Here is a 21,998-nt window from a genome sequence, read left to right on the forward strand (position 1 = left end):
AAGTGAAAAGATGAAAAAGGTATTTTATTTTGGCTGTGTCTTTTATTTTTTTATTGGGACCATTCATGTGTTCTTTGGCAGCTTAACGCCTTATTTGCTGTCGAGTTATGATAAGGGTCCTGGGGAATTATCATCTTTAATTTTTTTTCAGTTTATTGGTTTTTTGACAGGTGTTCTGCTATCCCCCATTCTAGTGAGAAAAAAAGGCTATGGCGCTGTGCTGACCATGGGTCTTTTGCTGATGATCGGGTCACTTCTGCTGGGGCTGTTGATGCCGGGCTGGACGACGCTTGTGCTGGCAGGTTTTTTTCTCGGGAGCGGCGCAGGCAGTCTTGAGACAACAGCCGGTGCGTATGTCATTTCGATGGCTAATAGTGCAAAGCGAATCAGTATCATGGAGGTCTTTTTTGGATTAGGTGCACTGTTATTTCCGCTAGTGATTTTGCTGACTGTCACAGAGCAGACATGGCAGTATGTGTTTTTATTTCAGGTGGGTGCGCTGACATTTTTCCTCATGCTCTGGCTTGTTTTTATGAACAAACTGCCTCATGGACAGATGGATGCTCCTTCCACAGGAGGGATGAGGAAACCGTCCTTGCTTGTTGATCGAAATAATCGAATGATCGTGGTCATTATGATTTGTTTTGCCTTTTTCTACGCAGGGATTGAAACGAACTTTGCGAACTTTTTGCCGTCGATCATGCTGGAAAAGGGGGGAGAAAATTGGGGCCTCTTTGCGGTCTCTACTTTCTGGACAGCGATCGTCATTGGCAGGACTGTGATTGCGAGAAAAGCTGATCAGCTGCATCCGCTGCGTTTTTTAAAGCTAAGTGCATCACTGATGATTTTGCTGCTTGTGATATTCGCTCTAACAACCCACATTACTGCGCAGCTGATCCTCATCTTTTTCATCGGCCTTTGCGCAGCAGGCATGTTCCCAATTGCACTGACAGCATCTGCCTTAATGATTGAAAATGCCATCGATGAGGCGACGAGTTATTTTATTGCAGCCGCGAGCTTAGGCGGAGCCTGCTTGTCCTTTTTAATTGGATTTAGTCTGGAATGGGCAGGTGCGGCAAGTGCCGTCTTTGTATTTGCTTTCTTAGCTGTTCTTTTGTTTGCAGCTGCGATTCAAATGAATCGTTCTAAGAAAAAAGAAACAGTACACACGCAGCAGACGGAACTGAAAGCAGATCGCTAATCACATGATCAAGCCGCTCCCCAAGGTCCACCTGAAATGATGACAAAGGACTTGTACTAAAACGCAGAAATTTTGAATAACATGTACAAGTCAGCATCAAAAGGAGGACGTCTATGTGGCGGTGTTTTTTGGTTATATCTTTTTAGGGTTGTCACTTTCAGCGCCTGTTGGGCCAGTCAATGCAGCCCAAATCGACAGAGGGATTAAAAGTGGATTTTGGCATGCGTGGATTTTTGGTGTGGGGGCTATGGCTGCGGATATTGTCTATATGCTCCTCATCTATTTTGGTGTCGCCCAGCTTTTGACTGCACCTCTTGTAAAAACCTTTTTGTGGCTGTTCGGCTTTTTCGTTCTGACCTATACCGGCATTGAAAGTCTGCGTAAAATCAATTTGCAGGAGAGTCCGAAAAAGGACAGCGGTAACACAACAATTGGCCATTCGTTCATGACCGGATTTTTCATTTCTCTATCTAATCCGCTCAGTATTTTGTTTTGGCTTGGCATCTATGGCAGCATTTTAGCCAATACGATCGAAAAGTATGGAGCTTCCCAAATGCTCATGTACAGTGTGGCTATTTTTATCGGCATGCTGATCTGGGATTTCTGTATGGCGCTGCTTGCTAGTTCGTTTAGGCGTTATTTAAGTGAACGTGTGTTACATGGTTTATCCGTTCTTGCAGGTCTATCTTTACTTGGTTTCGGCGCCTATTTTGGGTATCAAGGGATTATGGCGTTGATTGGGTAGAAAAACAGACTGACACATTCAGTCTGTTTCAGCGTGTAGACAAACCCTCGCATTCTTTGTCAGGTCTGCGCTTCGGTGCTCACGAATGTCAAATTCGCTCCGCCCCGATGCTCGTCCTTCCTAGGGCTGCAAAGATTTTCTATCACGCTGAAAAGAAGACAAAGGGCTAAAATAAAAAATCATTTTAGCCCTTTGTCAGTAATCTGAAGCAGACTGACACATTCAGTCTGTTTTTTTGTAAGGATTTACAGACATAACACATTCTTGAATAATGGTGGAATAGAAAATGGATTGAAGGAGCTTCTGCTATGCGTATGTTTCTGCCAGTATTCAATTATTTGTGTATGTTGATTTTATCAGTCATCACAGCAACATTCGTTTATACGTTTTTATTTATGCCGCCTGAAGTGGGCTTCAGTTATGTGGAGATGACCAGTCTGTTCATTTTGCTTGCTTATGTCATTTTTGCTGTACCAATTCAGCTTGTTTTACACCGGCACCCTAAAAGATTTAGAAGCCGTGACTTATTGATTTATTTTATTGCGGCCTGGGTGGTTTGCTCGGCTTTGGCTTTATGGATTGATTATGGACTTGTTGTGTTCATCAGCTATAAAGTTTATTTGTTTAGCTTCTGCGCAGCCCTTATTTATTGGGTGCTGGATTCCGTCTTTTTGATGAAGAGCCGTTCGTAGGAATGACGAAAGGCGCTCTATTAACTTACATTAGTCTGATCCTGCATAATAGAATAAGAGGAACAAATACCTGCTCAATTTAATGGAAATCCCCATCTTGTCATGCGCAAGGAAAGTCGTGGGAGGACAGTCACCACAGCCATTTCCACCTCATAGGCTGTGGAGAAGACGCTAAAACGAGGTGGAAGGAAATGGCCCAGCTGTATGCAAAAAGTTGCCTTGATCAAAATCTACGATCACTAGAAGAATGGAAGCAGGATGCTTTCAAACAATTTGGCGAGATGGTCGGAGATGAAGCAGATACATTCCCTTGTGTACCCGGAAGACAGGGATTTTTTCTCGATCATTTACGCTATGGATTTGTAGGTGACCCGAGGGAAGAGGAAGCAGTGGATGAATTGGCCCAGCTGCTTAGAGAATATCAAGGCTGTGCGAAAGAAACCGGTCAATATGCTTCATTTATCTGCTTTTTCGAAACACCGCAGGATTTAAAGGAAAGTTCGCTTGAAGAGTTTGAGCAGCATTTTTGGTCGCTGCTTCAACGGCTGCATCAGAAAGATGAAATGCCATGGCCTGAGGATATTCCGGTGGACCCTCATCATCATGAGTGGGAGTATTGCTTTCATGGTGAAGCGTATTTTATTTTATGTTCCACACCTGCTCACAAGCTCAGAAAAAGCCGCCACTTCCCTTATGTCATGATGGCGTTTCAGCCTAGATGGGTGTTTGAGAAATTGAATGGATCGACCAAGTTTGGTCAAAAAATGAGTCAACTCGTTCGCAAGCGGCTCAAAGCATATGATGAAGTCGGTGTTCATCCATCATTAAAATGGTACGGTGATCCGGCCAATCATGAATGGAAGCAATACTTTCTCTCAGATGATGAGGCGGAGAAACCAGCCTCCGCCAAATGTCCATTTACTGCTTTAAAAAACATGATGAAATTATGATGCGGTCTGATCCTGTTTCCACTTTTTTCTCATGAATAGCACCATGATGGCTATCACTGCAATGATCCCAAGGCTGATAAAAAAGCCAGGTCGTCCGCTTGCCTCTGTTAATGTGCCTGATACTGCGGCTCCAATTAAGAGCAGCGCAAGAATCATTTCACACGTTTGGCGAGTGGATGGCTTGGATAGCTTTTTACTTGAGAACAGAATAAAGATCCATGTATACAGCAAGGTAAGACCGGCTGCTGTTGTGAGATGCTCGTAGATGTGTTTGGACAAAAAGAGTGCAAGCAAAATTGAGACAATTAAGCCAGCAGCAGTTAAGATAATCGAAGACCATCTCACATGCGATGGATCTTTTTGTTTAAAGCAAGCAGGTGCATCCTGATGCTCTGACATTGTGCCGAGCAGCGTTGTGACTGCATAGAGAGAGGCAACCAATGTCGAAAAACCGGCAATGATAAAAATGCCATTAAAGATATGAAGAAAGATCGATAAATGAAACGGCTCTAATGAAGTAATAAATGGACTGCTGTTCTCATTAAAGGCTGTCACTGGGACAAGCAAGAGAGCAAGTCCGATCGAGACGATATAGATGACTGCTAGAATGATCAGCATGACACGTCCAGCCTTTGCCGCATCCTTCGGGTCCTTTAAATGAACCGCCATCAGCCCCATGACTTCAATTCCCCCAAAAGCATAAAACGCATAAATCAAACCATTCCAAAGACCAAGCGGACCAAGAGGCATCCATTCGTGATCCTTGTTAGGCAGATGAAGGGTCGGTTTATGTTCGGTCAAAATGCCGAATAACACAAGCACCGCTAAAATCATAAACAGAAAAATCGCCGCTGTCTTCAGTACCGCAAGGACATTTTCTGTCTTTTGAAAAGAAGAAAGCCCTATGATAATGACAAGCAGGGCAAGAGCAGAATAAATCGCAGAAAACACCCAAAGCGGAATGGATGGAAACCAGTGACGGGTAAATAGAGAAATGGCTGTTAACTGACTTCCGGTAATCAGCATTTCTGCAAACCAATACACCCAGCCATTGCTAAATCCTGCCCAGCGTCCGTATGCTTTACGAGCATAGGAACAAAACGACCCTTTATCAGGGTTATCAGCTGTCATCGCAGCCAAATGTTTAAAGACGAGATACGTTCCGACCGCAGCAAGCAAAAAGGAAATGCAGACGGAATAACCGGACTTTGTAATGGCGATGCTGGAGCCAAGGAAGAACCCAGTGCCAATTGTACAGCCGACTCCGATGAGAGAAAGCTGCCACCAAGATAAAGATTGTTCTTCTTTCAATGCAAGTGCAACACCTTTCGATTTCAATGACATTAGCTTGTGACCGCCTCTTTTTTTTATACATGATCAAGGGGACATTTTGGGCATACTGACATGGAAAGGAGTGCATGTGATGAACGGAGAATACGTCATTTTACCGAAGGGTAGACTCGGCTTTCGTTTAGGAAAAGGCCAATGTATGCGAGTGGTTGATGTCGAAGGCCAGCAAGTAGCAGATGTGATGGCCTATCATGAAAAGGATTTTTATGAAAAATTTGACCAAGGTGCGACAATGGATAGCCTATTTTCATCCAAAGTGAAAAAAGGCGATAAGCTCTATTCTAATTTATATAAACCAATGTTTACGATCATTGAAGATACAGTAGAATGCCATGATTTATACATGCCCGCCTGCCGGCAAGAAATGTATCAGCTTTTATACGGCCGGACGCACTTAGAGGTCATGCATACATGCTACGACAATTTACGGACTGCCTTTGAGCCCTTTGGAATTCCAAAGGAGGATATGTATTATCCTTTTAATGCCTTTATGAATACAGTCATTGATGAAAAAGGAAAGCTGTCTGTCGAGCTGCCAAAATCGCTGCCAGGTGACTACATTCGCCTGAGGGCTGAAATGGATCTCATTGTGGCCGTGTCCGCTTGTCCTGCTGATATTGGAAAGTGCAATGGATCAAGCTGTACATCTATACGGGTAGAAATCGATTGAAAAAGAAAAGGACCAGTCCATAAAGACATGGTCTTTTTCACTTGTGAATGTTTGATCATCTAAGAAATAGGGGAACGTCTAACAAAATGTTCTTGATGAAAACATGGTATAATGGAGATTCAAAAAACGTTGTTAAATCAATGAATTGTGTGTAAAACCTGTTCTCTTCATGTAGAGGATGCTTAGGAGGAAAAGTGTATGAGTTTGCAGAAAAAGATCAGCCAAGAGTTGCATGTGCAGCCCTCAATTGACCCAAAGCAGGAGATCGAAAAACGGGTTGGATTTCTAAAGGAATACTTGAAAAAAACTGGGGCAAAAGGATTTGTACTCGGCATTAGCGGCGGGCAGGATTCAACGCTTGCCGGACGTCTTGCACAGCTTGCTGTCAGTGAGCTTCGTCAAGAAGGAAAAGAGGATGCTGTCTTTATTGCGGTACGCCTCCCGCATGGTGTGCAGCAGGATGAAGATGATGCACAGCTTGCTCTATCATTTATTCAGCCAGACAAGTCTTGGAAATATGATATTGCCCCTGCCGTATCAGCATTCAGTGATCAATATCAAAAGGAAACAGGCGGCCCATTGTCTGACTTTAATAAAGGGAATGTCAAAGCACGCATGAGAATGATCGCGCAATATGCTGTCGGCGGTGAGGAAGGATTGCTTGTCATCGGTACAGATCATGCAGCTGAGGCAGTAACCGGCTTCTTCACGAAGTATGGTGATGGCGGTGCAGATGTTCTTCCGCTCACAGGTCTGACAAAACGCCAAGGCCGGATGTTACTCGAAGCGCTAGAAGCACCGGAACGCCTGTATTTAAAGAAACCAACAGCCGATTTGCTGGACGACAAACCTCAGCAAACGGATGAAACAGAACTCGGCATTACGTACAATGAAATTGATGATTACCTAGAAGGCAAACCAGTGTCAGATCAAGCAGCAGAGGCGATTGAAAAGCGCTATGTTCAATCAGAGCATAAACGCCAAGTACCCGCTTCTATGTTTGATGATTGGTGGAAATAAAAAAGAGACCTTTCCAGATGGAGAGGTTTCAGCGTGTAGGCAAACCCTCGCATTCGGTGTCAGGTCTGCGTGCCGGTGCTCACGAATGTCACATTCGCTCCGCGCCGGTACTCGTCCTTCCTAGACTGCAAAGGTTTTCTATCACGCTGAAAAGAAGACAAAGGGCTAAAATCTAGATCATTTTAGCCCTTTGTCAATAATCAGATACCTCTCCAGATGGAGAGGTTTTTTATGTCGAATTTCAAGTGGATTTGACAAAATAACCAAAATTTCATTAAATTAGTAGAACGATATACTTAAGTCCATTTCACTAAATATCGGTTTTTTTGATCAAAAAAAGCAAGCATAATTAGTTCGATTCACTTAATTTCATTTCTATTGACAGTATTTTCAGAAAAAATGATTGACGAAGAAAAAGAATGCGCTTACAATGAAACCACATTCCGAAAAGTGAAATTAGATTCCACTGAATGGAATAAAGGGGTGGTTCACCTCCAAATAAGAAGCTAAAGGAATGATGGACACAATGAAAAATCGAAGTGCACTGGAAATTTACAAAGAGGGAGGCGCTTGGTGGGAGACTGAGATTAGTCATATTCAAAAAAATTCAATTGAACTTCGAGGATATCCGATTGAAGAACTGATTGGTGAATTGTCGTATCCACAAATGCTCTATTTACTGCTTGTTGGTGAATTATTGGATGATTCAAAAGCCGCTCTTTTTGAAAGTGTTCTTGTCGCAGGTGCGGATCATGGACCAAGGGCGCCATCTATTGCAGCAGCCAGAATGGCCGTGACTTGCGGCATTTCGTTTAATTCCTCTGTTGCAACAGGGGTGAATCTATTAGGTGACATTCATGGCGGAGCCGGAGAGAAGGCCATGCGTATGTTATACGAAGCCAAAGTGATCTACGATGATCAAAAGGATGTACAGTCTGCGGCAAAGCAAGTGTGCCAAACATGGTTAACTCGCAAGGAAAAAATCCCAGGAATCGGACATCAGCTTCATGATGATGATCCGAGGGTGAGACGTCTATATGAGCTGAGTCACACATATGTACAGCAAGGTGTTATCAGCGGGACATATTTACGGTTAGCCGAAGCGATTAGACATGAGCTTGAACAGCTGAAAGGGAAGAAAATCACGATGAATATAGATGGTGTATCTGCTGCCATCCAATGTGAATTAAACATTCCGGCAGAAGCAGCAAAAGGCATTTTTTCCTTATCCAGAGGAATGGGCATCGTGGCGCATGCATATGAGGAACTGACAAAGGGAGCCCTCGTGAAGGGACCTTGTCCGAATGAAGAAAGATTGGTTCGTTATGCAGGGCATGGAACGCGGCACTTGAAGGAGGGAGAAAAAATTTGAGTGGTTTAAAAGCGTTGTCATATATAAACGGCGAGTGGCTGAATACCGATCGTGTCAAAACTGATATCATCAATCCTTACTCAGGAGAAATAATCGGTACATCCTATCTCGCCTCATCAGAAGACATAGAACAGGCACTTTCTAGTGCGCAGCATGCTAAAAAACAAATAGCGGGAATATCGGCAATCGAACGCTCAAAGCTTCTAACAAAAGCAGCCACCTTACTTGAAGAACAAAAAGACCATTTTGCAGAACTGATTTCGCTAGAACTAGGCAAACCACTTAAAAATACAAGAGATGAAGTTTCGCGATCAATCGAGACGCTGGCGCAATCGGCGGAAGAAGCGAATCGATTAATAGGTGAGACCATTCCTGGCAATGTATCATCGCGTGGACAGGGAGCAATGGCTATGACATTTAAAGTACCAGTCGGAGTTGTGCTGGCGATTACTCCTTTTAATGCACCGCTCAATTTAATTTGCCACAAAGTCGGTCCAGCCTTTGCGGGAGGGAATGTCATTATTTTGAAGCCTGCACCGCAAACATCAGCTGTTGCCACAGCGTTTGTCAAACTCCTTCTCGAAGCAGGATTTCCTGAGGCTGGATTGCAGCTTGTAATTGGCGGAGTCGAGGCTGGGAAACAGTTAGTCACTGATGAAAGAACGAATCTCATCTCTTTTACCGGCGGGGCTGCCGGAGGCGAACATATTACAGCATCTGCGGGATTAAAAAAGGTACTGCTCGAACTCGGAGGGAATGGAGCGACGATTGTTCATCACGATGCAGATATTGAACAAGCCGCCTCCCTTTGTGCCAAAACAGGCTTTAGTAATTCCGGTCAAAGCTGTATTTCTGTTCAAAGAATTTATGTCCACCAGCAAATTATGCCGTCGTTTACTGAGGTATTAAAACAAAAAGTAGAGCAGCTTGTCGTTGGAGATCCGCTGTCTAGTGAGAGTGATATCGGCTGTATGGTTGATGTCCAGGCCGCGCAGCGTGTTGAGGCATGGATACAAGAGGCAGAGAGCATGGGGGCTGAGCTTTTATATGGGGGAAAAAGAAATGGAGCGAGCATCACACCGGCTATTTTGTTAAACCCTCCGAAACAGGCCAAGGTTGTCTGTGAGGAAGTGTTCGGCCCAGTTGTCAGCGTTCTCCCTTATGAGGAGCTGGAGGAGGCAATCAAAGAAGCAAACGATAGTCGATATGGGTTGCAGGCAGGGATCTTTACGAATCAGCTGGATGTGGCATTACACGCAGCAAAAGAGCTTGAAACCGGCGGTGTTGTCATCAATGGGACATCGAATTTTAGACTGGATCATTGGCCTTATGGTGGGATTAAGCGAAGTGGTCTTGGAAGAGAAGGTCCGCGTTTCGCCATCGAGGAGATGACCGAAACCAAAATGGTCGTGCTCCCAAATGGTCTGTGAAAGGAGCGTAGGGATGTGAATGCATTTCAGCAAAAAGTAAAAAGTGTGCAGACAGGCGGTCAGCCAATGATTTGTACGCCGCTCATCGGACAAACAAAGGAAGAATTGTTTCATGAGGTCGAGGTGTTAACAGAGAAGAAGCCTGATGTGATCGAGTGGCGGGCAGATTTTTTTCATCACCTTCATGACAAGGAACAAGTGATAGAAACCCTTAAGGGAATGGTAGAAAAGGCAAAGGGCATCCCATTTTTATTCACCATTCGCTCTGAAAAGGAGGGCGGTGAAAGTATATCACTCTCAGAAACTGAGAAGGTTTCTTTGCTTGCTAAGCTTTGTTCCACACAGCTTGTGAACGCTGTTGATTATGAATTGATGCAGGATGTGGCACATATACAGCAAGTCAGTCAGGCGGCTAAAAGAAATGGCGTCACCTTGATTGTGTCGTATCACGATTTCCATCGCACCCCTGAAATAGATCGTCTCGTGCAGCTACTCGTCAATGCAGAATCAGTCGGCGCCGACATCGCAAAGATCGCAGTGATGCCGCATTCCTATGACGATGCATTAACACTGCTCTCAGCGACCAGCCATGCGAAAAAGCAGCTGTCAATTCCCGTGATTTCGATGGCGATGGGGGAATATGGGGCTTTTACAAGAATGGTTGGCGGACTTTTTGGATCTGTCATGACCTTTGCTGTAGGGAAAGAAAGCTCAGCTCCCGGGCAAGTGGCGATAAAGGATTTGAACAGCATTCTATCTATTGTGTTTTCAAAGAATAAGTGAGTAGCAGATTCAAGCTGCACCGTGAGAGGAGAGAAACATGAAGAAGAATATTTCTACACAGGTTATTCAGTACTTAGAAAATCGGGGAGTCGAGCATATTTTCGGTCTATGCGGTCATACGAATATTGCTTTTTTATCAGCGCTTGAAAAAAGCTCGATTCAATTTGTAAATGTCAGACATGAACAGATAGCAGCACATGCAGCAGATGGTTATGCGCGAGCAAAGAAACAGACGGCTGTTGTTCTCAGTCATCTAGGTCCTGGACTCACCAATGCGGCAACAGGGGTAGCGAATGCAGCACTTGATTCCATTCCGATGGTTGTCATTGCAGGAGATGTCCCAAGTCATTACTATGGAAAGCACCCACATCAAGAGATTAATCTTCATTCCGATGCCTCTCAATACGAAATTTACCGGCCGTTTGTGAAAAGAGCATGGCGAGTCGATATTCCAGAATTGTTTCCAGAGATTTTATCAAAAGCATTTCAGTTAGCTGAAAGCGGCCGTCCTGGCCCGGTGCTTATTTCTGTTCCAATGGACGTGTTCTCAAAAGACCTAGATGTGTCCCTGTTTGAACAAATGAACCATCATACACACACCATTGAAAAACCTTCTATTGATGATCAAACGGCCAATCGGATATTAGACCGATTGCTGCAGGCAGAAAGGCCGCTCTTATATGTAGGGGGAGGCATTTTATTAGCTGATGCAGCTGAAGAATTAAAGGCATTTTCTGACCATCTAAGTATCCCTGTTGCTCATTCTTTGATGGGGAAAGGAGCCATGCCGGATGATCACCCAATGACCCTTGGAATGACGGGGTTTTGGGGGACAAAATTTATTAATGATCAGTGTAAAGAGGCGGACTATATATTGGCTTTAGGGACCCGTTTTGCTGAAGCTGATGCGAGCTCGTGGGAATCGGAGTATACGTTCAATTTCCAATCAACCAAGCTCATTCATATTGACATTGATCCGAATGAAATTGGCCGGAACTACCCTGTTGAAATTGGAGCGGTAGCCGATCTCAAGCAGGCACTGACCGTACTCAATCGCGTGGCGAAAGAAAGGCTGCCAGAAGGTATCGATCGCCCTGAACTGAAAAAGGACATTGCGGCATATCGTGAGGAATTTCAAAAGAGCAATTTGACGAATATTCAAGACGAGTCTTTCCCAATGAAACCGCAGCGTATTTTGCAGGAAGTGCGGGAAGTGTTGCCGCCAGATGCTTTCATTACAACAGATGTTGGCTGGAATAAAAATGGGGTAGGACAGCAATTTCCTGTATTGACTCCTGGGACCATTTTAACGCCAGGTGGTTTTGCGACGATGGGATTTGGCGCTCCCGCTGCACTTGGAGCAAAGATTGCCCAGCCTGACCGTGTCGTAGTGTCACTTGTTGGAGACGGCGGATTTGGTCAAAATCCATCCGTTCTTGCAACAGCCGTTGAAGAAAACATTCCTGTTGTGTGGATTGTGATGAATAACAGTGCGTTTGGCACAATAGCCGGCTTGCAAATGGCGCACTATGAAACAACGTACGGCACTGTTTTTAGAAAAGGTGGAGAAAGCTATTCTCCGGATTTTGCTGCCATTGCGAGAGGTTATGGAATGAAGGGGATTAAAATCACTTCTGCGTCTGAATTCAAAGAAGCTTTGGCTGAAGCCATTGCCTCTCAGGAGCCTTGCGTCATTGATGTAGCGATGAAAAATGATCCTGTTCCTACGGATGGACATTGGAATATTAATGACATTTATTCACCAAATACAAAACGCTCACATGTCAGTGTGAACTAAACATTACTAGGGAGGAATCAACAATGAAAATTAAAGTATTGAATCCGTTTCAAGATGGGAACCCATTATGGTTAGGCTTAGATCGTCCAGAGGAACAAATGATTCGAAAGGTATTTCAAACGATTACACCAGATACCGTTGGATCAGAACATATGATGGCGGGTCTCACCATTTTTGAACCAGGGGAAGCAAGTTCAGTGCACAATCACCCGGGTTCAGAGGAATTTGATTTTGTGATTAAAGGGTCCGGCGAAGTCATTTGTGATGGAGAAAGGCAGCCCTTTAAACAAAATGATTTTATGTTCATTCCTGACGGTGTCCCGCACCAGCATGTGAATACAGGCGATGAACCTTTATGGCTCATTTGGCTCTACACGCCGCAAGGGCAGCTTCCGAAGGATTAAAAACCTGCACCGGTGAGCCCTGCTTTTGAATCATCAGGGCCTTACGGGTCAATCAGAAAGATGAAAAGGGCTAAATTAGAAATGATTTTAGCCCTTCATCACTTGAATGAAAGGGAGTCAAGCAATGAATATGAATACACCGCTCGAAGGAATAAAAATATTAGACGTCTCTACAATGATCGCTGCACCCTATGGCGCGGTGCTTCTAGGGGATTTTGGAGCAGAAGTCATCAAAGTCGAGATTCCTGGTAAAGGCGATACGCTGCGGCATGTCGGCCCTTTTGCAGATGGGGAACCACTTAGATGGTCAGGTCTCTCACGGAATAAAAAATCCCTTACACTGGATCTGCACAAAGACGAAGCAAAAGACATTTTTAAAAAGCTTGCAGCTCAGGTCGATGTACTGATCGAAAATTTCCGTCCTGGAACACTCGAAAAATGGGGCGTTGGGTATGATGTGTTAAAAGAAATCAACCCTCGTTTAATTATGATTCGTGTATCGGGTTATGGTCAAACGGGCCCGTTTAAGGACAAGGCCGGATTTGGAACGCCAGCGACGGCGTTTAGCGGCTTTACATATATTCAAGGGTTTCCAGACCGGCATCCAGTCAGCCCTTCATTTTCTCTAACTGATTATATTGCTGGCATCTATGTGGCATTTGCTACTGTGACAGCGATGTATTACAGGGATACACATCCAGAAGGAACGGGGCAAATGGTGGATTTGGCCCTCTATGAATCTGTGTTTCGTATGTTTGAGTTTTTGGTTGCAGAATATGACAAGCTTGGGAAGGTGCGTGAGCGTTCACCGGGGCTAAGTGGTCATTCAAGCCCTGCTGGAACCTATGAGACAAAGGATGGGCATTATTTGGTTCTTGTAACAAGTACAGATTCGACCTTCAATCGATTGGCTGAGGCGATGAATCGATTAGATTTATTAGAGAATGAAAAATTCGCGGTTAATGCATCCAGGCTGAAGCATAACAAAGAAATGGATGCGATTGTTTCGCAATGGATCGCGTCGAAAACAAGGGATGACGTATTAGAAATTCTAGATACTCACGGTGTCCCTGTGAGCCCGATCTTAAGTATTCGGGATATTTTTGAACATCCACAATTTAAAGCAAGAGAGAATATCGTCGAAGTGCATCACCCTCGACTTGGAAAAATGAAGGTGCCTGGGATCATTCCGAAGTTTGAAAAAACACCTGGAAGTATCCGTCACATTGCACCTGATTTAGGCGAACATAATTATGAGATTTTAACAAATATGCTTGGCTTAACAGAAGAAGAGTGTAAGCAGTTAGAAGAAAAAGGGGTTATTTAAGACGTTCAACCGAACCGCACGCTGCGGAAACAAAGGAGGATGGTTATGAAAGTGCATTCAGAACTGAAGGGGAATGAATTGCAGCCCGCATATGTGAAACCAACGAAAGCCCGTTTTGGCATATTGATTCTGTTGTTTTTTATTACCGCTATTAATTATATTGATCGAGCCAGTGTGTCCATTGTTGCGCCTGCTATTCAATCTTCATTGCAATTAAATCCTGCTTTATTAGGTCTGATTTTTTCGGCATTTAGCTGGACATATACAGCGATGCAAATTCCAGGCGGTTTTATTCTCGATAAATTTGGCTCAAAGGTAACGTATGGGATATCACTCGTTACTTGGTCTATTTTTACAGGCTTACAAGCGTTTGCGAACAGCTTTGCCTTTTTATTTGGCTGCCGTTTGTTTATTGGGATTACAGAATCTCCCGCATTTCCTGCAAATAATCGTATTGTCACTACATGGTTTCCAAGGCGGGAACGGGCTTTTGCAACAGGAGTATACACAGCTGGAGAGTATGTGGGTCTTGCATTTGCGACACCTCTTCTTTTTTGGATCATGACGACTTTCGATTGGAGAACCGTCTTTATTACGGCAGGTGCGCTCGGTATCATATTTGCTTTCTTTTGGTACAAGTATTATCACGAACCGAAAGAGCATCCGAAGATAAATGAAGATGAGTTAGAATTAATCCGGCAAGGCGAAGGGCTGACCGTCGCATCACAGGAGAAGCTGAAATGGGCAGACTTTGCCGCGCTTCTGAAATATCGTAAATTGATCGGGCTCTATATTGGCCAATTCTCTGTTGCGTCTACACTTTTTTTCTTTTTAACATGGTTTCCGACCTATTTAGCAGAGGCGAAAAACATGGCGTTTCTCAAGGTAGGTTTTGCTGCTTCTCTTCCTTATATTGCTGCATTCTTTGGGGTCTTGTTTGGAGGTTATGTGTCTGATTGGCTGCTTAAAAAGGGCGTATCAGTGAATGTAGCGAGAAAGCTGCCGGTAGTGGTTGGCTTGCTGATGACGAGTACCATTGTTTTAGCAAACTTTACAACGAATATCCCGCTTGTGCTGACCATTTTATCCATCGCTTCATTTGCGCAAGGACTGTCTAATATCTCTTGGACGATGCTGTCCGAGGTGGCACCGAGGGAAATGGTTGGGCTTGCTGGCGGCGTATTTAACTTTTTTGCTAATTTAGCTGGAATCATCACTCCGCTGATTATCGGATTCATCGTGTCGGCGACAGGCTCTTACAACGGGGGAATTTTATTCGTCAGTTTAGTCGCATTAGGCGGGGCATTGTCGTACATTTTCATCGTAGGTAAAATTGAACGTATTCAATTAAAACCGTAGCGGGAAAGCAAAAGAGAACTCATATCAAGACGAGTTCTCTTTTTTTATGAATAAAAAATAACGGTGATAACTGTTGCACATGTGATACCCATGATGATATAAAAGCCAGCAAACCAAATATTCCACCGAGTGATACGGTAAGGGTTGACCTTCATCAAATCTGCCAATAAGGAGACAGAAACATTAAAAGGGCTAAACATAACAGTTGATGTGCCAGCAACGATCAGCATGATAGCAATGGGAAGAGCAGGCAGTTCATGAATGACAGGTGTCATCATGCTGACTAATAAAGCAAGCGAGACGAGCGGGTGAAAACCGCAAAGAGCGGTGATCAGAAAATACAACCCGATGACACAATAAACCCAAATGGCATGGTCTGCTATACTGACAATAAATGCTTGAATCGGCTGCATACTGTTTGTGGCAAGCAGCATATCGACAAAGAAGCCGGCACTTAAAAATAGACACATATAGTTGGAGAGCTGATTGGTTCTTTCTTTCCAATGAGGCACAGAGACCGCTATATATTGTTTTCTTTTTTTGATAACAGATGAGAATAATAGAGCAAATGGAATAATCGTCAGTACCACAGCGAATAAATAGCCTTTTCCAATCCATGCATCGACAAGTGAGACGGCTGTCATAAAACTCAGCAGCATGAAAGAGAGCTGAAGGGTTTTTCGCTTAATTCGATGAGGGTTGGAGTTTGTTTGTGCTGACTGAATGATGTTTGGTAATCGTTTGCTTTGCCGAGAAAAAAGCATCCAATCTGCCGCCAGCACCACGATCATTAAACCAAAAGTAATGGGTGCAATTTGATAATATTTTAGTTTGGTTGCATCAATGGTGACGCTGACTAGCACTTCAACAGGACTCCAGCTTAAACATAATGCATATGACCTTAAGAGATTGCGTGTATAAAGATGTTGCTGCACCTGTTTTTTTAGGGATTCCAGCGACGGTTTGAGTGATGTATATAGTAAGGGGATCGTCGCGATATTTAAAAACATGCCAAGAATATGAGTGACAAATGAACTCTTGCGATAAAGCTGGTTTGGACTCGTTGTATGCAGTGTGAGCAGTTTATTTAATTGTGTATCGAAATGTCCAACATGTATGAGAGAATGAATAAAAGGCAGCATGAAAAACAAAGAAAGCAAGCCTAGCATGGAATGAAAGTGAAGAACAAACGTATGCAATGGCTGGCCGGACAAGAAGAATAAGAACAAACCAATGATGAGAAACACAGCACCTGTTTTCAAATAAAGCCCACTTGCTTTCTTAAAAGAAATGGTGAGCGAGATAGCGGCCAGCAGACCAACAAAGTAGGAGAGTATGGGAGCAGGAAATAGTTGATGAACAATATATAAGCTAATCAGAAGTGTAAAAACGACCAGGTACATTCAAATATCTCCTCCATCAAACATCTTCAATTGATTTTATTCCGTCTAGTAGAATTTGTTTTCTTTTAGTGGAACATTTAAAATGGATTATAGCAAAATCGATCGTTTATGTCGATAAGAAATCAAAGGGGAAAAGGAGAAAGTGAACATGGCTGATAAGAAGTCAAAAGAAGAATCAGGACTGCGTACGGTTCAGCGCGCTTTGGATATTCTTTCTTGTTTTAGTGAAGAACGTCAAGAGCTGACGCTAACGGATATTTCAAAAGAGATGAATTTAGCAATGTCTACGACAACGAGACTGCTCAAGGCACTTGAAATGAATCATTTTGTGGAAAAGAATCAAGAAACAATGAAATACCGATTGGGTCAAAGGCTTTATCTTCTCGGATACATTGCAGGGAAGTCCATTCAATTGAGAGAACTGGCTAAACCACTCATGTACGCACTTCGTGATGAAACAAAGGAAACCGTCAACCTGTATGTACTCGATTCAACAAGCAGGGTTTGTATTGAACAAGCGGAAGGGCTGCAATCGATTCGGCATCTTGTCAAGATTGGTGAGAAGCTTCCATTATACGCAGGTGCAGGCGGAAAGGTATTATTGGCATTTCAAAGTGAAGAATTTCAACAAAAAGTATTTGCGGCTGAGGCTGATCATGTGATGGGAGACGACTGGAAAAAGGAACGTAAACATATTCTTGACACGTATACTTCTTGCAGTATCGATGAACGAGAGGTAGGATCTGCGGCAGTAGCGGCACCAATCTTTAATATTCATGGGGAAGTGAAAGCTTGTTTATCCATATCTGGTCCAACCCACCGGTTTACTGAAGAAATCATTCCCCAGCTGCAGCAAAAAGTGAAAGAACAGGCACAGAGGCTTTCTGAACAGCTCGGCTACGTCGTCAAACACAATTTTTAAGATTGCCTATCTTTTCGCGCTCCATTTATCATATAATAGAAACATTATGTAGCATTCCTTGTCGTAGGGAGGACGTGTCACGACCATGAAAATCAATAGAGAAATTCCTGTAAGACAGCGGAATATTGTCCTCATTGGCTTTATGGGTGTTGGAAAAACAACCATTGGGCAGTTGGTTGCCAAAAAGCTATATAGAGATTTTATTGATGTCGATCAGGAGATTGAGAAAAAGTACAACATGACGATTCCAGAGATGTTTCAACAAAAAGGAGAAGCATTCTTCAGGCAGGCTGAAAAGGATTATATCGTCGATTTATGTGAACATACACAGCTCAAGATCGTTTCCCTTGGAGGCGGTGCATTCAAACAGGAAGAAATCAAACGCGCCTGCTTGAAGCATTGTACCGTTCTTTTCCTTGATCTGTCTTGGGAGAATTGGAAGCAGCGGCTGGATATTTTAATTGAAAACCGTCCTGTTCTTCACAACCGGACGCTTGATGAGATGAAAGAGCTGTTTGAAGAACGCCGGGAAATTTATTCTCTTCATAACTCCAGAGTGGAAACAGATCATTTAGAGGCTGAGGAAGTCGCCAATTATATTGTGGACACACTCAAGCTTGGCTGGGATTTATATTCGAAATAAAAAAAGTCTACCGTTTAGGGTAGACTTTTTTCTATTGATTCCTTTCCCTTTTGCACATATGATGATGTTTTGACAATCAAAATATTTTTATCCTTTATTTGGTGTATGGCCGTTCGGAAAAAGCGGTGATCCTACTTCAATCAGTTCATGATGATGAGGTTTTTGATATAGATCTTTTTCTTTTTTGAAAAAATAAAATAGTATCTAAAATTCCGTAATAGTTTTTTGAATTATTATAATATTAAAAAAACAGTGTTGACATCTTTGCTGATGACATTCTATGATTGTTTACGTAAACGCTTACCGTAAACGTTTACTATAATCGAATGGGGAGGAATTTGTTAATGAAAAATAAAGAAAAATGGAGCGGTGTATTCCCGGCAGTCTTAATTCCTTTTAAAGATGACTATTCAATTGATGAACCTGCTTTTCGTAAGCTTGTTCGCTGGGTGGCGGAGCACGAAGGGATTAACGGGATTGTTGTCAATGGACATACTGGCGAGATTATGACTTTGCTGCCACATGAACGAGCTGAGGCTGTGCGCATTGCAGCCGACGAATTAAAGGGAGAGGTACCTGTCATTTCTGGGGTTTCAGCTGAAGGGACAATTGAAGCGATCCAGCATGCAAAAGCAGTTCAAGAAGCTGGCGGAGAAGGTATTCTTCTCATGCCGCCGCATTCATGGCTGAGATTCGGTATGCAGCCTGAATCACCTGTCCAATTCTTTAAAGATGTTGCAGAAGCAATTGACATTTCAATCATCGTCCATCAATATCCAACATGGACAAAAACCTCTTATACAACCAGTCAATTATTAGAAATGTCCGAGATTCCAAACGTTGTCTCATTTAAAATCGGTCAAAGAGACATGGCACAATATGAAGTCGATGTGCGCGCACTAAAAAAGCATGCACCAGATGTATCGTTGCTCACATGTCACGATGAATATTTATTGCCAACATTAGTTCAAGGGATAGATGGGGCGCTTGTCGGTTTCGGCTGTTTTGTGCCGGATTTGATCGCTGAACTTGTCAAATGTGTGGAAGAACAAGACCTTGCAGCGGCTAATAAAGTGTACGATAGAATCTTTGAATTAAAGCATGCTGTGTATAAAATGGATGAACCTTCCTCTACCTCTCATCTGCGAATGAAGGAAGCGATGTTCCAGAGAGGTTTGATCAGCAGTTCGCTTGCGAGGAAGCCGGTATTACCTTTAACTCAAAAGGAAAAAGAAGAGATTCGTCAGGGCCTTCAAAGTGTTGGTTTGCTTAAGGAAAACGTCAGTAGATAACAGACCATTGATTTCATGATGAAGGTGAGTCAGGTTATAATAGAGTATAAAACAACAGACTCCCGGAGGTATGAAATGTGTCAGTAAGTATTAAAGATGTCGCATTGAAAGCAGGAGTATCTATAGCCTCTGTTTCCCGAGTATTAAGTGGTAAACCAGGAGTAGGTGCTCAAACGGCTGAAAGAATCAAACAAGTGATTGATGAGTTAGGCTACCGTCCTAATTTAGGAGCGAGAGGGCTCGTTAAAAGAAAGACTGGGAATATCGCTGTAGTGGTTCCCCGCGGTTCATATATTTTGAATAATCCATTTTTTTCAACGATTTTAGATGGAATAGCGAAGGAATTAGATGAGACCGAATTCAATATGCTGATGTCATTTACATCTGTACAACAGCAGCGATTACTTGAGACGCAGGCTGTAGATGGTGCCATTTTATTTTCTCCAAGAAATGAAGAATTGAGCATGGATTGGTTAAAAAGTTTGGCTATTCCCATTATCGTTGTCGGAAGTTACTTAGAGGATTCTCCATTTCCATGTGTCAGGCCAGATGATGAAGAAGGTGTTTGTCAATCTGTAACGGCCTTATTTGATAAAGGTCATCGAACCATTGGGCTGGTCAATGGTCCAATGAGTTCGATGCATAGTGTGAGGTATTACAAGGGGTACGAGCGTACACTGAAAAGTTTAGGATTAACAATGAACAAAGAGCTTGTGTTTGAGTTAGATGAATTTGATGGGGGAAAAGTAGTAGAAGTGGTTTCTCAATTTCTTCAAGGAAACCAGCACATGACTGGAGTTGTTTGCTCTTCAGATTTTTTGGCGATGGGGGTCATGAAAGCGGCAGATAACGCAAATGTGTCAATACCTCATGATTTGTCTGTCGTTGGTGCTGATGATGTGCCTATTGCAAGTTTTCTAACCCCTTCTTTATCTTCTGTTCATGTTGATTTAGTTGGAATGGGAAGAAAAGCTGTTTCTTTACTAACACAGTTATTGGAAGGAGAACAGTTAGAAGCGATGGAGCATATCTTCCCTATGTATTATATAGATCGTGGCACCACTGGAACGCCAAAAAAGAATTGATAGATGCTGAAAACTCGTATGAACGCTACAGAAATTCTCTTGATTTAAAATGTAAGCGATTTCTTTGGCGATCTTCGGCATGTACTTTTGCATCATTTCCTCTAATAAGGAGGAGATACTATGACGTTAGAACTCAGCGGAAATTCAAATTCTCACGGTGGGCAAGTTGTTGATAGAGCTTCACAACTATTGACTAGGATGGAAAGTGTACCTTTTTCGAGGTGGCATTTAAAACCTCGGATCATTATGGGATCTGCTACCTTTTTTGATGCTTTTGATGCGCTATCTTTAGCGTTTGTTCTCCCGGTTCTCATCGGAATGTGGAATTTGTCACCTGCTCAAATTGGCCTTCTTATTGGGTCTGGTTATATCGGACAAGCGATTGGTGCTATTTTCTTTGGATGGTTAGCAGAAAGGCGCGGCCGTGTATTTAGTGCAAAGTGGACGGTGTTCCTCATGTCTATTATGAGTATCGCATGTGTATTTTCAGGTAATTTTATGGCCCTTTTTATTTTCCGTTTTATACAAGGAATTGGAGTTGGAGGAGAGGTGCCGGTAGCAGCCTCATATATTAATGAGTTGTCCAGAGCCCAAGGAAGAGGTAGATTTTTTATGCTTTATGAGATGATTTTTCCATTAGGATTAATGATCTCAGCTCAAATTGGCGCATTTGTCGTACCTAGCTTTGGGTGGAAATGGATGTTCTTGATTGGAGGCATTGGAGGTTTAATCGTCTTTGTATTCTTTTTCATGCTGCGTGAATCGCCAAGGTGGCTTATTTCGAAAGGCAGGTTAGATGAAGCCGAAAGAATTATTGAAGAAATTGAAGCTAGTACTGACAAACGAATGCCTGTCGCAAATCAAGTATCCAGCAGTACTGAAAAGGGCGACTGGAAAGAGCTATTTTCAACTTTTTACCGTAAGAGAACATTGATCGTATGGGGACTATGGTTTTCTGCCTACTTTGTATCGAATGGTTTAAATAACTGGTTACCGAGTCTTTATAATACTGTTTACCATTTGCCAGTCGGAGATTCATTAAGGGCAGCATCTCTCACAAATATTTTACAGACCATAGGGGTATTCGCTTGTGCATTTTTAATTGATAAAGTAGGACGGAAGCGCTGGGCAACCATTGCATTTGTATTAACAGGTGTTTTATTAACGGCTTTATGGATCAGCGGAGCGACTTCTCCAGAAAGCGTCATCTATTTAGGGTCTGCTGCTTACGGAATGATGGGAACAATTACAGTTCTTCTCTATCTATATACACCTGAAATTTATCCAACACGTATGAGGGTGATTGGAACGGCATTTGCTACAGCGTGGCTTAGGCTGGCCTCAGCGATCGCTCCTATTATGATAGGTTTTATTTTAGAGGTAAGCGGTGTTTCAACTATTTTTATTCTTTTTGCAAGTGTGACTGTAGTGGGAGCAATTCTTGCTTTTAAAATGATAGAAACGCGCGAGAAAGTATTAGAGGATATTGCACCGTAAGTTACGTTTGCAGTAAAGAACTTATTCCAAAGAGGGTAGGTTCTTTTTTATTCAG

At 43.0% G+C, this 21,998-nt stretch carries 20 protein-coding genes; 18 read left to right on the forward strand and 2 right to left on the reverse strand.

Translation table 11 applies throughout. The features are described 5' to 3' along the window. Positions 1 to 10: 10 nt before the first annotated feature. The 4 genes from C9414_RS15135 to C9414_RS15150 all read left to right on the forward strand — a co-directional run bounded on the left by C9414_RS15135 (position 11) and on the right by C9414_RS15150 (position 3,588). The gene (locus C9414_RS15135; RefSeq protein WP_047203474.1) at positions 11 to 1,201 is read left to right on the forward strand and encodes an MFS transporter; all 1,191 of its coding nucleotides are present in this window, start codon (positions 11 to 13) and stop codon (positions 1,199 to 1,201) included. 115 nt (positions 1,202 to 1,316) lie between these two features. Then, on the forward strand, positions 1,317 to 1,946 hold the full coding sequence (locus C9414_RS15140; RefSeq protein WP_047203469.1) for a LysE family translocator: 630 nt from the start codon (positions 1,317 to 1,319) through the stop codon (positions 1,944 to 1,946). Positions 1,947 to 2,254: 308 nt separating this feature from the next. Beyond that, complete coding sequence (locus tag C9414_RS15145) at positions 2,255 to 2,638, forward strand: UPF0715 family protein (protein WP_107163958.1); 384 nt, start codon at positions 2,255 to 2,257, stop codon at positions 2,636 to 2,638. 191 nt (positions 2,639 to 2,829) lie between these two features. After that, positions 2,830 to 3,588, forward strand: coding sequence for a YqcI/YcgG family protein (locus C9414_RS15150; RefSeq protein ID WP_107163959.1), 759 nt, complete (start codon positions 2,830 to 2,832; stop codon positions 3,586 to 3,588). Here the strand turns inward: C9414_RS15150 and C9414_RS15155 are convergent. Next, positions 3,583 to 4,932: an amino acid permease gene (locus tag C9414_RS15155; protein ID WP_107163960.1), complete on the reverse strand. Its 1,350-nt coding sequence runs from the start codon at positions 4,930 to 4,932 to the stop codon at positions 3,583 to 3,585. The genes C9414_RS15150 and C9414_RS15155 overlap by 6 nt on opposite strands. A gap of 79 nt (positions 4,933 to 5,011) precedes the next feature. On the opposite strand from C9414_RS15155, the gene C9414_RS15160 reads away from it, so the two are divergent. From C9414_RS15160 to C9414_RS15200, 9 genes are all read left to right on the forward strand, one after another. Continuing rightward, positions 5,012 to 5,608 (forward strand): DUF1989 domain-containing protein, encoded by a 597-nt coding sequence (locus C9414_RS15160; protein ID WP_047202087.1) that lies wholly within the window; start codon positions 5,012 to 5,014, stop codon positions 5,606 to 5,608. Between the two features lie 198 nt (positions 5,609 to 5,806). After that, positions 5,807 to 6,628, forward strand: a complete 822-nt coding sequence (gene nadE, locus C9414_RS15165) for an ammonia-dependent NAD(+) synthetase (RefSeq protein WP_107163961.1) — start codon at positions 5,807 to 5,809, stop codon at positions 6,626 to 6,628. Positions 6,629 to 7,142: 514 nt separating this feature from the next. Continuing rightward, a complete protein-coding gene (locus tag C9414_RS15170; RefSeq protein ID WP_080967121.1) occupies positions 7,143 to 8,000 on the forward strand; it encodes a citryl-CoA lyase in 858 nt (285 codons plus the stop codon). After that, complete coding sequence (locus C9414_RS15175) at positions 7,997 to 9,430, forward strand: aldehyde dehydrogenase family protein (protein ID WP_107163962.1); 1,434 nt, start codon at positions 7,997 to 7,999, stop codon at positions 9,428 to 9,430. The genes C9414_RS15170 and C9414_RS15175 overlap by 4 nt, the downstream gene beginning before the upstream one ends. A 66-nt stretch (positions 9,431 to 9,496) precedes the next feature. Further along, complete coding sequence (gene aroD / locus C9414_RS15180) at positions 9,497 to 10,213, forward strand: type I 3-dehydroquinate dehydratase (RefSeq protein ID WP_047202225.1); 717 nt, start codon at positions 9,497 to 9,499, stop codon at positions 10,211 to 10,213. Between the two features lie 37 nt (positions 10,214 to 10,250). Then, positions 10,251 to 12,011, forward strand: coding sequence for a thiamine pyrophosphate-binding protein (locus tag C9414_RS15185; RefSeq protein ID WP_039176343.1), 1,761 nt, complete (start codon positions 10,251 to 10,253; stop codon positions 12,009 to 12,011). Between the two features lie 23 nt (positions 12,012 to 12,034). Further along, positions 12,035 to 12,415: a cupin domain-containing protein gene (locus C9414_RS15190; protein WP_039176346.1), complete on the forward strand. Its 381-nt coding sequence runs from the start codon at positions 12,035 to 12,037 to the stop codon at positions 12,413 to 12,415. 124 nt (positions 12,416 to 12,539) lie between these two features. Beyond that, a complete protein-coding gene (locus tag C9414_RS15195; protein ID WP_107163963.1) occupies positions 12,540 to 13,742 on the forward strand; it encodes a CaiB/BaiF CoA transferase family protein in 1,203 nt (400 codons plus the stop codon). A gap of 45 nt (positions 13,743 to 13,787) precedes the next feature. After that, complete coding sequence (locus C9414_RS15200) at positions 13,788 to 15,101, forward strand: MFS transporter (protein ID WP_039176349.1); 1,314 nt, start codon at positions 13,788 to 13,790, stop codon at positions 15,099 to 15,101. Positions 15,102 to 15,145: 44 nt separating this feature from the next. On the opposite strand, the gene C9414_RS15205 is transcribed toward C9414_RS15200, so the two are convergent. After that, complete coding sequence (locus tag C9414_RS15205; RefSeq protein ID WP_107163964.1) at positions 15,146 to 16,504, reverse strand: hypothetical protein; 1,359 nt, start codon at positions 16,502 to 16,504, stop codon at positions 15,146 to 15,148. 148 nt (positions 16,505 to 16,652) lie between these two features. On the opposite strand from C9414_RS15205, the gene C9414_RS15210 reads away from it, so the two are divergent. The 5 genes from C9414_RS15210 (at position 16,653) to C9414_RS15230 (ending at position 21,943) form a co-directional block, all read left to right on the forward strand. Continuing rightward, positions 16,653 to 17,426, forward strand: a complete 774-nt coding sequence (locus C9414_RS15210) for an IclR family transcriptional regulator (RefSeq protein WP_107163965.1) — start codon at positions 16,653 to 16,655, stop codon at positions 17,424 to 17,426. Positions 17,427 to 17,511: 85 nt separating this feature from the next. Further along, positions 17,512 to 18,069 (forward strand): shikimate kinase, encoded by a 558-nt coding sequence (locus C9414_RS15215; RefSeq protein ID WP_003214270.1) that lies wholly within the window; start codon positions 17,512 to 17,514, stop codon positions 18,067 to 18,069. 344 nt (positions 18,070 to 18,413) lie between these two features. After that, complete coding sequence (locus C9414_RS15220; protein WP_075612341.1) at positions 18,414 to 19,361, forward strand: dihydrodipicolinate synthase family protein; 948 nt, start codon at positions 18,414 to 18,416, stop codon at positions 19,359 to 19,361. Positions 19,362 to 19,438: 77 nt separating this feature from the next. After that, entirely contained in the window at positions 19,439 to 20,446 is a 1,008-nt protein-coding gene (locus C9414_RS15225) for a LacI family DNA-binding transcriptional regulator (RefSeq protein WP_039176360.1), read from the forward strand. Positions 20,447 to 20,566: 120 nt separating this feature from the next. Then, positions 20,567 to 21,943 carry an MFS transporter gene (locus tag C9414_RS15230; protein WP_039176363.1) on the forward strand — a complete coding sequence of 459 codons (1,377 nt, stop codon included), beginning with the start codon at positions 20,567 to 20,569 and terminating at the stop codon, positions 21,941 to 21,943. Positions 21,944 to 21,998: the final 55 nt, after the last annotated feature.

Origin of the sequence: Bacillus sp. Nf3 (assembly GCF_003028545.1) — a bacterium.
Lineage (GTDB): Bacteria > Bacillota > Bacilli > Bacillales > Bacillaceae > Bacillus > Bacillus safensis.